At 66.3% G+C, this 15,320-nt stretch carries 13 protein-coding genes; 2 read left to right on the forward strand and 11 right to left on the reverse strand.

What is annotated here, in order from left to right:
* Positions 1-154: 154 nt before the first annotated feature.
* A complete protein-coding gene (guaA, locus tag V9G04_03160; protein ID MEI2712303.1) occupies positions 155-1,723 on the forward strand; it encodes a glutamine-hydrolyzing GMP synthase in 1,569 nt (522 codons plus the stop codon).
* 368 nt (positions 1,724-2,091) lie between these two features.
* On the opposite strand, the gene V9G04_03165 is transcribed toward guaA, so the two are convergent.
* The 9 genes from V9G04_03165 to V9G04_03205 form a co-directional block, all read right to left on the reverse strand.
* Entirely contained in the window at positions 2,092-2,907 is an 816-nt protein-coding gene (locus tag V9G04_03165) for a thioesterase family protein (GenBank protein ID MEI2712304.1), read from the reverse strand.
* 69 nt (positions 2,908-2,976) lie between these two features.
* Positions 2,977-4,554 (reverse strand): hypothetical protein, encoded by a 1,578-nt coding sequence (locus V9G04_03170; GenBank protein MEI2712305.1) that lies wholly within the window; start codon positions 4,552-4,554, stop codon positions 2,977-2,979.
* A 92-nt stretch (positions 4,555-4,646) separates the two neighbouring features.
* Positions 4,647-6,497 carry a long-chain fatty acid--CoA ligase gene (locus V9G04_03175; protein MEI2712306.1) on the reverse strand — a complete coding sequence of 617 codons (1,851 nt, stop codon included), beginning with the start codon at positions 6,495-6,497 and terminating at the stop codon, positions 4,647-4,649.
* 175 nt (positions 6,498-6,672) lie between these two features.
* Positions 6,673-7,812, reverse strand: coding sequence for an acyl-CoA dehydrogenase family protein (locus V9G04_03180; protein ID MEI2712307.1), 1,140 nt, complete (start codon positions 7,810-7,812; stop codon positions 6,673-6,675).
* Positions 7,809-8,849, reverse strand: coding sequence for an LLM class F420-dependent oxidoreductase (locus tag V9G04_03185; protein MEI2712308.1), 1,041 nt, complete (start codon positions 8,847-8,849; stop codon positions 7,809-7,811). The genes V9G04_03180 and V9G04_03185 overlap by 4 nt, the downstream gene beginning before the upstream one ends.
* 52 nt (positions 8,850-8,901) lie before the next feature.
* The gene (locus tag V9G04_03190) at positions 8,902-9,468 is read right to left on the reverse strand and encodes a hypothetical protein (GenBank protein MEI2712309.1); all 567 of its coding nucleotides are present in this window, start codon (positions 9,466-9,468) and stop codon (positions 8,902-8,904) included.
* Positions 9,469-9,477: 9 nt separating this feature from the next.
* Complete coding sequence (locus tag V9G04_03195) at positions 9,478-10,560, reverse strand: hypothetical protein (protein MEI2712310.1); 1,083 nt, start codon at positions 10,558-10,560, stop codon at positions 9,478-9,480.
* Positions 10,553-10,897 carry a hypothetical protein gene (locus tag V9G04_03200; protein ID MEI2712311.1) on the reverse strand — a complete coding sequence of 115 codons (345 nt, stop codon included), beginning with the start codon at positions 10,895-10,897 and terminating at the stop codon, positions 10,553-10,555. Before V9G04_03200 ends, V9G04_03195 begins: the two co-directional genes overlap by 8 nt.
* Positions 10,898-10,943: 46 nt before the next feature.
* Positions 10,944-11,930: a hypothetical protein gene (locus V9G04_03205; GenBank protein ID MEI2712312.1), complete on the reverse strand. Its 987-nt coding sequence runs from the start codon at positions 11,928-11,930 to the stop codon at positions 10,944-10,946.
* 54 nt (positions 11,931-11,984) lie between these two features.
* Between V9G04_03205 and V9G04_03210 the strand changes: the two genes are divergently transcribed.
* On the forward strand, positions 11,985-13,685 hold the full coding sequence (locus V9G04_03210; protein MEI2712313.1) for an aminotransferase class V-fold PLP-dependent enzyme: 1,701 nt from the start codon (positions 11,985-11,987) through the stop codon (positions 13,683-13,685).
* Here V9G04_03210 and V9G04_03215 read toward each other — a convergent pair whose 3' ends face one another.
* On the reverse strand, positions 13,686-13,946 hold the full coding sequence (locus tag V9G04_03215; GenBank protein ID MEI2712314.1) for a hypothetical protein: 261 nt from the start codon (positions 13,944-13,946) through the stop codon (positions 13,686-13,688).
* Positions 13,943-15,226 (reverse strand): PspC domain-containing protein, encoded by a 1,284-nt coding sequence (locus V9G04_03220; GenBank protein ID MEI2712315.1) that lies wholly within the window; start codon positions 15,224-15,226, stop codon positions 13,943-13,945. Before V9G04_03220 ends, V9G04_03215 begins: the two co-directional genes overlap by 4 nt.
* Positions 15,227-15,320: the final 94 nt, after the last annotated feature.

Below are 15,320 nucleotides of genomic sequence, written 5' to 3' on the forward strand. Positions count from 1 at the left end.
CATCTCGGGTCCGGCTTCGGCTGGGCCGGTGATCAGGATCGGCCAATCTCCCTCCCCGGTCGACCCTGGTTCGGCCACTGGCCGGGTGTCGCGGGCCTCACCGGGGGGTCGGTCCCGCGACACCCACCGGGGGCAGCGCGGATAGGATCGGGCGGTGACCGACCACGATCTTGTCCTCGTCGTCGATTTCGGCGCTCAGTACGCCCAGTTGATCGCGCGCCGCGTGCGTGAGGCGCGGGTCTATTCGGAGATCGTGCCGCACACGATGCCCATCGCCGAGATGTTGGCCAAGCAGCCGAAGGCGATCATCCTCAGTGGCGGGCCGTCGAGTGTGTACGCCGACGGTGCCCCCGGCATCGACGCGAGCGTCTTCACCAGCGGCACCCCGGTCTTCGGCATGTGTTATGGCTTCCAGTTGATGGCGCGCGGGCTGGGCGGTGAGGTCGCGCCTACTGGTGCGCGGGAGTACGGCCGTACGCCCGTCTCTGTCGTGGAGTCCGGCACTTTGCTCGCGGGCATCCCCGAGCAGCACAAGGTGTGGATGTCCCATGGAGACGCGGTCACGGCCGCGCCGCAGGGCTTCACGGTGCTCGCCTCGACCGAGGTGACGCCGGTGGCCGCCTTCGAGGACGTCTCCCGTGGACTGGCCGGCGTCCAATGGCACCCCGAGGTGCTGCATTCCGAGCACGGTCAGCAGGTCTTGGAGCACTTCCTGCACGACATCGCGGGTTGTCGCCAGACCTGGACGATGGTCAACATCGCCGAGGAGCAGATCGAGCGCGTACGCGAGCAGGTCGGCGAGGACGGCGTCGCGATCTGCGGCCTGTCCGGTGGCGTCGACTCTGCTGTCGCCGCCGCGATCGTGCAGCGCGCGATCGGGGACCGGTTGCACTGCGTCTTCGTCGACCACGGCCTGCTGCGCCAGGGCGAGGCCGAGCAGGTGGAGCGCGACTTCGTCGCCGCCACCGGGGTCAACCTCCACGTCAAGGACGCCCAGGAAGTCTTCCTCGACGCGCTTGCCGGGGTCACCGATCCCGAGGAGAAGCGCAAGATCATCGGCCGGGAGTTCATTCGCGCCTTCGAGGCCGCGGAGGCCGAGGTCTTGGGCGAGGCCGCGTCGTCGGGGCAGAAGGTCGGGTTCCTCGTGCAGGGCACCCTCTATCCCGATGTGGTCGAGTCCGGTGGTGGGGCCGGCACGTCCAACATCAAGTCCCACCACAACGTCGGCGGCCTGCCAGAGGATCTGGAGTTCGCGCTGGTCGAGCCGCTTCGCACCCTCTTCAAGGACGAGGTACGCCTGGTCGGCGAGCAACTCGGCCTGCCGCCCGAGATCGTGTGGCGCCAGCCGTTCCCGGGGCCCGGGCTGGGCATCCGGATCATCGGCAGCGTCGACCGCGAACGCCTCGACATCCTGCGTGCCGCCGACGCGATCGCGCGCGAGGAACTCACTCGCGCGGGGCTTGATCGCGACATCTGGCAGATGCCCGTGGTGCTGCTGGCCGACGTACGCTCGGTCGGCGTGCAAGGCGACGGCCGGACGTACGGCCATCCGGTCGTGATCCGCCCGGTCACCTCCGAGGACGCGATGACCGCCGACTGGGCGCGGTTGCCGTACGACGTGCTCGAGCGGATCTCGACGCGGATCACCAACGAGGTTGCCGAGGTCAACCGGGTGGTGCTGGACGTGACGAGCAAGCCCCCGGGGACTATTGAATGGGAGTGACCGAGGAGTGAGCCGGAGGTGTCCTCGCGGTGCGAGGGCGCTGATGGTGAGCCCCGCAGTGTCGCGACCCAAATGAATGGGAGTGACCGAGGAGTGAGCCGGAGGTGTCCTCGCGGTGCGAGGGCGCTGATGGTGAGCCCCGCAGTGTCGCGACCCAAATGAATGGGAGTGACCGAGGAGTGAGCCGGAGGTGTCCTCGCGGTGCGAGGGCGCTGATGGTGAGCCCCGCAGTGTCGCGACCCAAATGAATGGGAGTGACCGAGGAGTGAGCCGGAGGTGTCCTCGCGGTGCGAGGGCGCTGATGGTGAGCCCCGCAGTGTCGCGACCCAAATGAATGGGAGTGACCGAGGAGTGAGCCTCGCGTCGGGCTACTCGTTGAACTCGTCGCTGGTGAAGTCCACCGACCGCTTCGCGTTCACCAACGACGTCACCATCGATTGACCGATCAGGCCGTCGCGATCGAAGACTTCGGCGACCCCGATCGCGATGCCGTCTTGCTCCGTACGCTCCACGGCGCGAAATCCCATCTCGCGCGACGACGGCAACCGCGAGATCCCGACGGTCAGGTCGGTGTTGATGAACTGCACACCCTGATCGCCCCAGTTGCAGACCAGGCTGGTCGAGTCGGCCAGCGATGCCACCATCTGGAACGGGGTCGGCTCCTCGCCCTCCACGATCGGGATCCCCACCTGCCAGATGGTCTTGCGCGACGAATTTTGGTGGGCCTTGAAGTCTTGCGACCAGCCGATGTCGCTGTGCAGGAACGGCACCCGCGGCTCCTGGGATTCGGGTACGACCGACGGGTCGGGCGCCTCGGGGCGCTCCGAGGGTTCCCACACCACGCCGTCGGGAGCCTCGTCAGGTGCCAGGAAGATCGCCGCGGCTCGTGCCGGGCGTCGGTCCTCCTGCACCAAGGTGGCCTCGACCATCAGGATTCGGCGACCTTCACGCAGCACGGTCGTTTCGACGGTCGCAGGGGTCATGGTGGCGGGCTGGAAGAGATCGACGGTGATCCGGGCCGGCCGCATGTCTGCTCGGCCGAGTTCGTCCACACGACCCTCGATCGCGCGAGCCAAGGCGCCACTGACCGCGAGCCCGTGCATCTGGTTCTTCGACCAACTGCTGGCCGCCAGTGCGGTCGGGGTCAGAGTGTCGCCGTCAGCGGTAAAGAAGACCAGGTCCATGAGCCAACCTTGGCAGACGAAGGCCGGCCAGCAGAGCGGGGTGCTCGCATGGCCGGCCTTCGACGCGCGCTACTTCTTGATCTGGTCCTTGCCAGGCCCGCCCTTGATCTTGTCCTTGCCGGGGCCTCCGACGATCTTGTCCTTGCCTGAGCCACCGAAGATCTTGTCGGCGCCACTGCCACCCCACAGCCGGTCCTTGCCGCTACCGCCCTTGAGGGTGTCGGCGCCGCTGCCACCCTTGATCGTGTCGGCGCCGCTGCCGCCGAGGATCTTGTCCTTGCCGCCGTTGCCGCACAGATAGTCGGCACCGCCTCGACCGGTGATGGTGTCGTGGCCGCCGCGTCCCACGATGACGTCGGTCCACAGCGTGCCCTGCAGGACGTTGTCGGCGCCGTCGCCGTACGCCGTCGCATAACGCCCCGCGCACTTGGGCACCGCGTCGCCGACCAGGCCATAGAGCAGCCCCGACTCCTGGGCGTCCACTCCGGTCGCCACCACTCGCCCGCCCCACTGCACGATCAGGCCGGTCGCCCGGGTCCCCGGGTTGGCGTCGGCGAAGGTCCCGTTGAATCCCCAACTGGTGTCGAAGGCTCCCGTCGAAAGCAGGCGTACGACGGCCGTCTTGTTGCCCGAGATCGACGGCAGCAGGATCTTGTCGTCGCCGGTCTTGGCGAGCATCCCGTTGAGGGTGAAGTTGTAGTCCCGGTGCGTGGCGTACGAGGTATCCAGCGCGCCCGAGGGCGTGAAGCGGGTGACCACCATGGCGCTGCGCGTGTTGTTCCCGGACTTCTCGCGTACGCCACCCGCGAGCACGATCGAGCCGGTGTTGGTCTGGGCAGCCGAGGCCGGAGTCATCCCGTTGATGGCCCACGCGCCGAGCGGGGGAGCCACGTCGATCGTGGCGCGCCCCTGGTTGCCGAAACCGGAGTCGACGGTGCCGTTGCCGAGCAGGCGTACGACGTCCAGGCTCTGCGCGCCGCGGCCGGCAGCCAGGATCTTGCCGTCACCTTGCACACTCAGGTGATCGACCACCGCCAGCGGCGTGGCGGTGCCGCCGGCGGCGCCGAAGCTGGAGTCCACCTTGCCCTCGGGCGTCATCCGGTAGACCGAGGACCGGTCCGCGACCACGAGCTGCCCGTTGGGTGCCATCGCGATGTCGGTCAGTTGCGCCTGGTTGAAACTGGCTCCGCCACCCTTGCCCCAGGTCTGGTCCCAGGCTCCCCACGGAGTGAATCGCCAGATGCGGCTGGTGTTGTTGTCGGGATTCCAGGCGCTGACATAGATGTTGCCGGTGGTCTTGTCGACGGCCGTGGCGGGCATCCGCCAGGCGCCCGAGTTGCCGAAGTAGCGCTGTCCGTTGCCGGCGAAGCCGGTGTTGGCGGTGCCGTCGGCGTTGAAGACTCGCAGGTTGAGCGCGTTCGAGGTCGCGTTGTCGCGCACCGAGACCGTAATGACCATGTCACTGTTGCCGTGGTCGAGTGCGACCGGTCGGTTGCCGCCGCCACCCAACGTCACGCGTCCGCCGCTCGCGAACGTGGTGTTCGTACGCACCCGCGGCGTACGCCGGGGACGGGACGAGCAGCGCGCCGGAGAGCGCCAGAGCGGAGGTCGCGCCGAGCGCGGCGACCCTTCGGCCGAGTCGAGCATGCTGGGCAGTCATCTAGAACCTCCGAGAGCCAGGGCACCCGCCGAGTCGGGCGACCGCGTGATTGCTCAGATGCTCCCCAACGAGAGTTGGTTCACACGCCGGGGTTGTAGAGCCGCTCCAACACGTCGGAATACTTCGTGGTCACCACGCGTCGTTTGAGTTTCAGCGTGGGGGTCAGTTCGTCGGACTCCGCGGTCCATTCCATGGGCAGCAACTCGAAGGCCTTGACCTGCTCTGGCCTGCTCAGTCGTGCGTTGGCTGCATCCACGGCCTCTTGCACCATCGCCCGGATCTGCGGGTGCTCGGTGAGCTCGGCCAGATCCTGGAACTCGATGCCCATCTTCTGCGCGATCAGCGGCGCGATCTCCCCGTCGAGGGTGAGGACCGCGACCACGTACGGCTTGGCGTCACCCACCGCCATCGCGTGGCCGATGAGCGGCGACTCCTTCAGGAAGTTCTCGATGTTCGACGGCGCGATGTTCTTGCCCGCGCTGGTGATGATCAGTTCCTTCTTGCGGTCGATGATCGAATAGAAACCATCGTCGTCGACGGTGCCGATGTCGCCGGTATGGATCCAGCCGTCCGCATCGACCAGCGTGCCCGTCGCCTCGTCGTTGCGGTAGTAGCCCGGCGTGTTCACCGGTCCGCGGGTCAGGATCTCGCCGTCCTCGCCCAGCATGACCTCGATGCCGGGGTTGGCGCGACCGACGGTGCCGAGTTTGAAGCCGTCGGGTCCGTTGGCGGTGAACGCGCCGGTGGTCTCGGTCATGCCATAGACGTCATAGACGTGCAGGCCGAGCCCGCCCATGAACCTGGCGACCTCGAGCGGCATCGGCGCCGCAGCGCTGGCGGCCCACTTCACCTGGTCGAGCCCGAGCAGCAGGCGCAGGAAGCCGAGGATCGCGCCGTCGGCCTGGTCGTACGCCTCCTGGATCTCAGGCGTCACCTCGTTGCCGAACTCGTGTGCCTGCGTCCACGCCAGGCCTGCGGCCATCGCGTCCTGGACCATCTTCTGGTTGTCGGGGTTCGGGTCCTCCGCGAGCTTGGCCGAGATCCCGGTCTTGATCTTCTCCCACACCCGAGGCACCCCGAAGAACGCCGTCGGGTGCACCTCGCCGAGCGCACCCAGCAGCCCGGCCGGGTCGGGAATGGCGTGCACGTGACTGCCCAGGAAGGGCGGGCCGTACGTCGCCAGCACCCGCTCGGCGATGTGTGCCAGCGGCAGATAGCTGACGGTGCGCTGTTGGCCGGTCAGACCGGCTGCATCCATCGTGGAGGTGGCTTCGTACATCACGTTGTGGTGAGTCAGGACGACGCCCTTGGGGTTGCCCGTCGTACCACTCGTGTAGAGGTAGGTAGCCGGCGTGTCGGCGGTGATCTGCGCCATCCGGTCTGCGACCACGCTGGTGTCGTCGCCCTTGGCGAGGAAGTCGGCCCAGGTCAGGACGCGCGGGTCGTGAATGGCCTCGGTGTCGCCGAACATCACGACGTGCTTGATGGAGTCGACCTCGGCGAGCGCGCGCTCCCACCGCTGATATCGGTCAAGATCCTCCAGGACGATGACCACCGGCCGTGATTCGCCGGCGATGAAGGCGACCTGCTCCTGGGAGAGGGTGTTGTAGATCGACATCGGCACCGCCGCTGCGGTCATCGCGCCATAGTCGGCGATCGTGTGAGCCGTACGGTTGCTCGCCATCAGCGCGATGGCATCGCCCTTCTCGACGCCCAAGGCGATGAATGCCGCCGCGCAGCGCTGGGTGAGGTCCCAGGTCTCGGCCCAGGAGATGGTGTTCCACGACTCGCCCTCGGGCACGTCGAAGCGGTCGGAGAAGGCCGGGTCGTCAGCGAATTCCTGCGCTGCTTTCTGGACCATGAGCGGCATGTTGACGCCCTCGATCCGGGACTCGTAGTCAGCGCGTGCGGCAAGGACGTCGTCGGTCATGGTGTGCTCCCAAGGCGGCGGCGGATGTGATGACCGTCACCCTAGGTGATCGCCCCGCGCCTTCCCGAAGAACTGCGGCATTAGGCGGCAAATCGGAGCGAAAAGTCTCGCTTTTGGCCGCAGTTCTTCCGCAGTGGGGTCGGTTGAATGGCCGCAACCCCGTCGCCCGTACCCACTAGAGCCCGAGCGACCGGCCGATGATCTCCTTCTGGATCTCCGTCGTGCCGCCGTAGATCGTGGAGATGCGGGAGTCGAGGTACGCCCGGGCGATGGGGTACTCCAGCATGTAGCCATAGCCGCCGTGCAGTTGTACGCCCTGGTTCACCAACTTGTTCTGCAATTCGGTGGTCCACCACTTGATCATCGCGGCGTCGACCGCGGTCAGTTCGCCCGCCAGGTGCTTGGTCAGGCAGGAGTCGAGGAACGCGCGTGCCACGGTCGCCTCCGTGGCCATCTCGGCCACGAGGAAGCGGTTGTGCTGGAACTTCCCGATCGGCTTGCCGAACGCCTCGCGGGTCTTGGCGTAGTCCAGGCACAGTTCGACGATCAGCTCACAGGCTGCGACCGCCTGAGCCCCGATGATCAGCCGCTCCTGCGGCAGATTCATCATCAGATAGAGGAAGCCTTGGCCCTCCTCGCCGAGCAGGTTCGCCTTGGGCACGCGTACGTCGGTGAACGACAACTCGGCGGTGTCCTGGGCGTGCAACCCGATCTTCTCCAGGTTGCGACCACGCTCGAACCCCTCCATCCCACGCTCGACCACGAGCAGCGAGATGCCCTTGTGGCCGGCCTCGGGGTCCGTACGCGCCACCACGATCACCAGGTCGGCGTTGATGCCGTTGGAGATGAAAGTCTTCGACCCGTTGACCAGATAGTGATCGCCCTGGTCGACGGCGGTCGTACGCACGCCTTGCAGGTCCGAGCCCGCGCCCGGCTCGGTCATCGCGATAGCCGTGATGATCTCGCCCGAGACGCACCCGGGCAACCAGCGCTGCTTCTGCTCCTCGGTGCCGAGCGAGGAGAGGTAGGGCACGATGATGTCCGTGTGGACCGAGAAGCCCGGACCGTTCGCTCCCGAGCGGGCCTGCTCCTCGGACAAGATCACGTTGTAGCGAAAATCGGACACGCCTGCGCCGCCGTACTCCTCGGGCACATCGAAGCACAACAAACCGGCTGACCCGGCCGACTCCCACAGGGACCGCGGCACGATCCCGTCCTTCTCCCACTGGTCGTGGAAGGGCGTCACCTCACGTTCGAAGAACGCGCGGGCCGTACGCCGGAAGTCCTCGTGCTCGGCCTCCCAGAGTGTGGTCACGAGACAAGTTCCTTGAGTTCGGCGATCGTCGCCGCGGGGTCCTCGGACGCGGGCATCACCTGAAGACGCGTCACCCCGGCCTCCTCGAAAGCCGCGATCCGCTCCTTGAGGTACGACTTCGGGCCGACCAGGTTGGCTGCCTCCAGCCAGTCCAGCGGGATCAGCGCCTCGGCCTCCTTCTTCTTGCCCGACAGGTAGAGGTCCTGGATCTTCTCGGCTTCCTCCTCATAGCCGTACGCCTTGGCGACGTCGTTGTAGAAGTTCTTGCCCTTCGCGCCCATCCCGCCGACGTAGAGCGCGAAGAGGGGGCGCGCGAAGTCGAGCAGCGCCTTGGTCTCCGGGCCCTCGCCGATCGCGACCAGACCGCCCGCCGTGATCTCCAACGGCGCCAGGTCGGCTGAGCGCTTCGCGGCGCCGGCCCGCAACGCCGAGCCCCACACGCGGTCGGCCTTCTCGGGGTGGAACAGGTGCGGGATCCAGCCGTCGGCGATCTCGGCGGTCTGCTCGACCGACTTCTCGCCCAGCGCGGCGATCCAGATCGGGATCGAGGAACGCTCGGGCTTGGTGAGCAGCTTCAGCGGCTTGCCCAGGCCGGTGACGCCGCCGTCGGCCTTGGTCAGCGGCAGTTTGATGATGCCGTCGTTCTCCAGCACCTCGCGCTTGAGCCCACGCCGCACGAGGTCGATGATCTCGGCGGTGCGGCCGAGCGGCTTGGCGTACGGCACCCCGTGGAAGCCTTCGATCACCTGCGGCCCGGAGGCGCCCAAGCCGAGGATGGCGCGACCTGAGGAGACGTTGTCGAGTCCCGCGATCGTCTGGAGGATCGCGCCGGGCGTTCGCGAATAGATGTTGAGGATGCCCGAGCCGATCTCGATCGTTTCGGTCTTGGCGGCCAGATAGCCCATCAACGTGGGGGAGTCGAAGCCGTACGCCTCGGCCACCCAGACCGTGTCGAGTCCCGCCTTCTCGTACGCCACGACCTGGTCGGCAGCGGCGCGCGGGTTGCCGTCGTACATCAAGAGCATCGAGAGCTTCATGCCCGCGATTGTGACAGTGGCACTGTCACGGTACAAGTGGCTGCCCCGAGGTTCACCACACCCGGCGCGGTGGCTCCAACTCGCCTGGCCGTGCGGGTGCAACCGGCCTCCCTTGCCACTCGCCCGCGGTGTTCCAGATGGTGCGGAGTTGTTGACGGTGGTCGGACACCAACATCTCGGCAGCCTGCTTGACGTCTGCGCAGAACTGCTGCTCTGAGAGGCCGCGCAAACTTCCTGGCGTGATCTGCACGGTCCAGGTCAGCAGCCCAACAGAAGCCACGTTGATCACTCCGTCACTGGAGCGGCCGGTGGCCTCGATCTGGTTCCGTGCTGCTTCGCGCTCACGCTGTACGTCGCTCCTCGGCGCAGGCTCTGTGCGGATCTCGCGACCCACGAGTTCACTTTGCATGCGAAAGAACTCTTTGACGCGTGCGACCCAGAGCAACTTCGCGACCTTTGCGACTTTGTCGGCGAGTCGGGCTTCGTCTGCCGTGGCGTAATAGCCGGGCACGAGCGAAAACGTCACATCCCGGTCGCCACGGATAGTCGCGAAGGCAATGCCGTCGGGAGTTTGGGCCGAGATGGAGGTGGATTCCATGTGTTCTGCGACGGTGGTCATGTCGTCTCCTCAGGCTTCCGGCTCGCCGAATCCATCGGGAATCTCGGACTCAGGGAGATCGGCCAAGTCGGGCCGAGGCATCGTGAATTCGTGGACTGTGTCTTGGCTGTAGGTGTGATCCGTCCCGCCACCGTAGGGCGGGTAGTCGCGCGGACGGGGCGGTGTCCCCGGCGGGGCGGTGTAGCCAGCCAGGAGGTCGGCAAGAGTCCGGATCTGGTCGCGAATGAAGATCTCGTCCTCGAGCAACTGCATCCTGAGCTTGCCGATTTCCTCACGCAGCGACTCGGCCATGTCGGCGGGCCAGTCGCCCTTGATCTGGAGTTCCTTCTCAGGCTCATTGGGCAGCGCAACGGCTGCGCCGGCCACGGAGAAGCTGGCGCTTGCGATTGCCCAATAGACCATTGCTGACGTCCCGCCTGTGAAAGGGACGGCAGCGACCGCGATGATTGCTCCGATCAGCCCGAGCGCGAAGCTTTCGGCGCCCGGATTGCGCTGTCCTTCATAACTGTTCAAAGCCGCGTTGGACGCGTCGATCAAATTGCACACATCGGGGCGAGCTTTTTCCCACATTGCGGCCGAGGCCAGCATCGGGCCGCGCAGGCTGACAATCGCCTCGAATTGATTGTGTACGACGCGCTCCAGTGGCGGAATGAAGTTGTCCTTGAAGGCAGAGATCGTGAGCGCGGTCCAGTCCTTGAGTTTGGTGTCGATGACCGACAACTGCTCAAACGCCGCCGAGGGTGAGTACTCGTGACTCTCGCTGATGTCCGTGTGACCGCTGGGGCCGGCCATCTGGCTGAGTGCGGCCGTGAACTGGTTGGCCCTGGAGCGCAGGGGGCCAGGTTCGGGGAAGTCGGCGAGGTCGTCGAACAGGTCTTCAATATCGGCGAACCATGAGCGGATCTCCCCACGCCACTGGTCGCTCCAGATCTGTAACTTCTCGAGTTTCTCCTCGTGAGTCCAGTCGTGCGCGTCGGGGTTTTGCTCCGCGTACGTGCTGAACGCTCTGTTCGCTTGGTGGTCGACCTCGAGGTCGGTGAACCGCTCCACCAACGCCGTGGCGGCGCTGCGGACATTCCCATAGTCAGTCATAGGGGAGAGCCGCCTTCCGATTGTTGAACTCGGTCATGGTTGCTTCGTCCTGCTCGGTGAAGTACTTGATGCACAGGTCCATCGCATGTGCGCTGTCTCGCAGGCTCTGGGCGTTGGTGCTCAACATGGTGGTGATGGCCTCCTGCAGGGCTTCCCAATCGGCGAGGTAACCCTTGGCGCCCAGTCCGATCGTGTCGGGCCGATCGAGCGCATAAGACGCACCGACCGCACCGACCGTCGAACTGGCGCTGCTATGCGCATCCGCAAACTCTCGCAACGCCTTGGAGACCCACCACAGATCGTGGAGGTCCAGAGCAATCTGTTGAGGTGTGGGCATAAGGCTCTCCTGACGTGAAAACGATGCGATGTTGAGATGGGTGGAGCTAGTTGTGGACTGTGACCGACCCGGTGAACTCGACTTGATGTTGAGCGGGTGCCTGCCCGACCGGTCCGGCGTCGGGCGAAAGTTGGTAACTTCGGTTGAGCGTGAGTTGCCACGGTCCGTTCCCAGTGACGGGCACCGCGTAGGTGGCAGTGAAGACCTGCGATTGCAGTTCGCGCTCATCCACCACGACACCCTCGCCGGAGTCAGACGCGATCGTGCCGGCCTGGGTGTCGATGCGGTAGCGGACCTCGTCAGTTCCAGTGTCTGAGTAGGTGAACGACCCCGGCGTAACGGTCGCGTCGACTACCAACCAGCGCGCTTCATCCTGTGTCCAGCCGGCCCCTGCGACATAGGGGACAAGCGTGCCCTTTGAAACGTGACACCGGACGTCATAGCGGAACCTGGCGTCGGGCGCCGAGTCCGTCGCGCAGTCAGGTGAGTCCGTCTGCTCTACCTGAGCGAACTGGTCTGCCGGGCTTGCTGCGACATCGCCCGTGGTGGTGTCGATATCCACGGAGAGTCCGTCGTAGGTGACCTCGAGTGTGGACGACGCGTCGTCGGGAACACGTACGAAGACGGTGCCTTCAGGGCGACTCCCTTGCGGGTCTTGTACGACGGGAGGCAACTCGATGCGGTTGCCCGCGACGGAGAGTGCTTGAGCGGCCGGGAGTGGGTCCGTCCCGTGCAGGACGGCGCCGAATGCTGGGGCGGGCCCGGTCTGAGTCCACTGAATGCCCAGGTAGTCGGTTCCTGACGCCGCGGTGAGAGGTTTTCCGTTTTCGGTGGAATCGCCAGGCACTTCTTGTGCGGGCTTGGCAAAGGTGAACTCGAACTGTCCGCTGGGCAACGTCAATGTCGCTCTTTGGCCCTCCAAGACGACATTCTGTGCGCCCGGCACCAACTTGCGAACTGCGGAATCGCCAGGGTCGGAACCGCATCCGGACAACACCAGGGCCAGCACCGCAAGCAGGCCGATATTCCTCATGCTGTGAGCCCTACCGTCTTCGACGATCCGCGAAACACCTGTCGATGCGTAAGAATGAGCGACGTGAAGCCCCAGGCGGCAGCCCTCGTCGATCACATCCGCGAGAACGTCATCGGCGACGACCAGGTGATGCCGGGGCCGTACGGTCCGCGCCGGGTGACGTACGCCGACTACACCGCGAGCGGTCGCAGCCTGGCCTTCCTGGAGGACTTCATCCGAGCCGAGGTGCTGCCCAGATACGCCAACACGCACACGGAAGCCAGCGGCACCGGGCTGCAGACGACGCGGCTGCGCGAGGACGCGAGGCGGCTGATCCGCGATTCCGTCGGCGGTGACGATGACACGGTCGTGATCTTCACCGGCTCCGGCAGCACTGCGGCGATCGACAAACTCATCGGCATTCTGGGCCTGCGGATCCCGGCCGAGCTCGACGAGGATTTCGACTTATCCAGCCACATCCCAGCCGACCAGCGACCGGTGGTGTTCATCGGCCCCTTCGAGCACCACTCCAACGAGATCTCCTGGCGCGAGACGATCGCCGACGTCGTCACCATCCCCGAAGACGCCGACGGCCACATCGACCTCGGCGCCCTGCGCGAGAGGCTGGAGCAATACTCCGGTCGGCCGAAGTTGATGGGGTCTTTTTCGGCCGCCAGCAACGTGACCGGCATCGTCAGTGACACCTGGGCCATCTCCGAGCTGCTGCACGAGTACGGCGCCTTCAGCTTCTGGGACTTCGCGGCCTGCGCGCCGTACGTCGACATCGAGATGTATCCGCCTCCGGAGCGTCGCAGTGAGAAGAACGCCGCCAAGGACGCGATCTTCATCAGCCCGCACAAGTTCATCGGGGGGCCGGGAACGCCGGGGATCCTGGTCGTACGCCGCGAGTTGATGACCAATCCCGTCCCGGTCGTGCCCGGCGGCGGCACGGTGATGTACGTCAACCCGACCGAGCACCGCTATCTCGACGATCCCGCCCATCGCGAGGAGGGCGGCACGCCTGCGATTGTGGAGTCGATCCGGGCCGGACTGGTCTTCCAACTCAAGGAGGCCGTGGGGGTCGAGACGATCGAGAGGCGCGAGAGCGCGTTGCTGCAACGAGCCGTCGAGCGCTGGCAGCAGGAGCCAGCCCTGGAAATCCTCGGCAACCTCGACGCACGCCGACTCTCCATCGTGAGCTTCGTGGTCAAGGCGCCGTCGGGAAAGTTCCTCCACCACAACTTCGTGGTGGCCCTGCTCAACGACCTCTTCGGCATCCAGACCCGCGGGGGGTGCTCGTGCGCGGGACCGTACGGTCACCGCCTGCTCGGCATCGACCTCGAACGCAGCCACGAATTCGAACGCCAGATCGCGACCGGCTGCGAGGGCATCAAGCCCGGCTGGGTGCGGGTCAATTTCAACTACTTCGTCGACGAGGCGGTCTCGGACTACATCATCGAGGCCGTCGCGCTGGTGGCTCGCGAGGGCTGGAAGCTGCTCGGTGACTATCGGTTCGAGCCGGACACCGGACTGTGGCGCCACCGCAACGGCCCGGTCGAGCCACCGCTGCGGTTGAGCCAGATCCGCTATGACACTGGCGAGATGACCTACGAGCGGCACGACACGACCGCACCCATCGACGCTCTGGCCGAGCATATGGACCAAGCGCGGCAGATCTTCGCCCAGGCAACATCGAAGCCCTGCGACCCGGCCAGCGTATCGCAGGACTTCGATGAGTTGCGGTGGTTCGAGTTGCCGAGCGCCTCGCTCGGCTGATCAGTTCGTACGTCGACGTCCCGCCAGCAGCAGCGCCAACACGCCCGCCCCTCCGGCGAAGAGCCACGGCAGCGGCAGCAGCCAACGGGCATCCGTAACGTCGTAGTTGCTGGCCTCCCAGACCCCCCAGATCGCGACGAAGCCCAAGAAGGCCAGTCCCATCACGAGGTGGGCGACATTGATCGGGTGAATGCCGGACTCGGAGGCGACCGGCTCGTCGAAGGCAAGTTCGGTGGTCTCGTCGTTCATCGCGGTGTTCATTCCTGAGCTCCATTCGGGTTGATGCTGGGCAGCGGGTGGAGGCTGGGCAGCGCCTCGGTGTCGAGCACGATCTCGCCCACGTCGAGTTGCAGGTCGAGGCTGATCTGCGCCACGTCGCGCGGGCCGGCGTTGGTGCCGCCCCGAGTGACGTCGAGACCGCCCGAGTCCGAGCCGTCGACTCGGATGTTGCCGATGTCGACTCCCGCCTCCCAGCTGACCGAGACCCGCTCAGGGATCCGAATGTCGAGTTGGCCGACCTCCCCGGTGACCTCGATCGTGCGACCGTCGAGTTCCTTGAGGTCCTTCACGCCGGTGAGATCGAGGACGAGCACGCCGGACTCCAAGGTGTAGAGCGGCTTGACCCCCGCGGCCGAGGTCGGCTCCTCGACGAGCCGTTCGCCGTCCCAACTGCCCACGGCGGTGCTGATCGCCAGCGGCGGCAGGAGCAGCAGCCCCAGCAGGATCAGACCACCTGCACGGCCAAAGAAGGCGCCGACGAGCAGCATCAGGCCGGTGATGCCCAGAGCCAAGGCGGGGTAGGCGGCGGCCACCACGTCGGTGCCGGTGACGTCGAACATCCCGAGGATGCCCACGCCCAGGGCGATCAGGGCCAGGGTGAGCCAGAAGAGGACCGGGCCTCGCTTGCGCGGATCGACCGGGCGCGGTGGTGGCGGTGTCCAGGCCGGCGCGTTGCTCACCGGCGGCGGAGGGGGGCCGTACGCGGGGGCGTCGCCGACCGGGACGTCGCTCTCGGTGGGCACCTGCCCGTACGCGGGAGTCGCGCCGTAGGCCTGCGGACCTGCCGGTGGTCCGTAGACCGCCGTCGAGCTCTTGCGCCGGTCACGCACCAGCAGCACGACCGCGAGGACACCGGCCAGAACGACCGGCCAGACGAACCACTGATCGGTGGTGGCACCCAGGACCAGGGCCGCGCCGAAGACCGCGACCCCCACGAGGGCGAAGGTCAGGCTGCGGTGGTCGAGAGGGATCAGCGCCCGGCTGCCGAGGTCGTCGGGAAGCAACACCCAGAGCGCGACGTACAAGAACAGGCCGCCGCCGCCGAAGAGCGCCATCACGACGAAGGCGACCTTCACGATCAGGGGATCGACATCCAGGTAGCGCGCGACACCGCCCGCGACCCCACCGATGGTGCGGTGGGGCCCGCTCGTACGCCGCAGTCGGGTGACGTTCTTGAGGTCGTCGCGGGTGATCCTCGGGCCGGTGTCGAGGGGGGCGGAAGGAGGAGCTGGGCTGGGGTTCTCGGGTGCTGTCGTACTCATGGCTCCACTCTCATCTTCCTTCGCGCCGTCCACCATCGGGGACGACCCTGATCCTTCGGCGCTCGACCCTGAGCCGGATCAGGGGCGTCTCAGG

It is taken from the genome of Nocardioides sp. (assembly GCA_037045645.1).
Lineage (GTDB): Bacteria > Actinomycetota > Actinomycetes > Propionibacteriales > Nocardioidaceae > Nocardioides.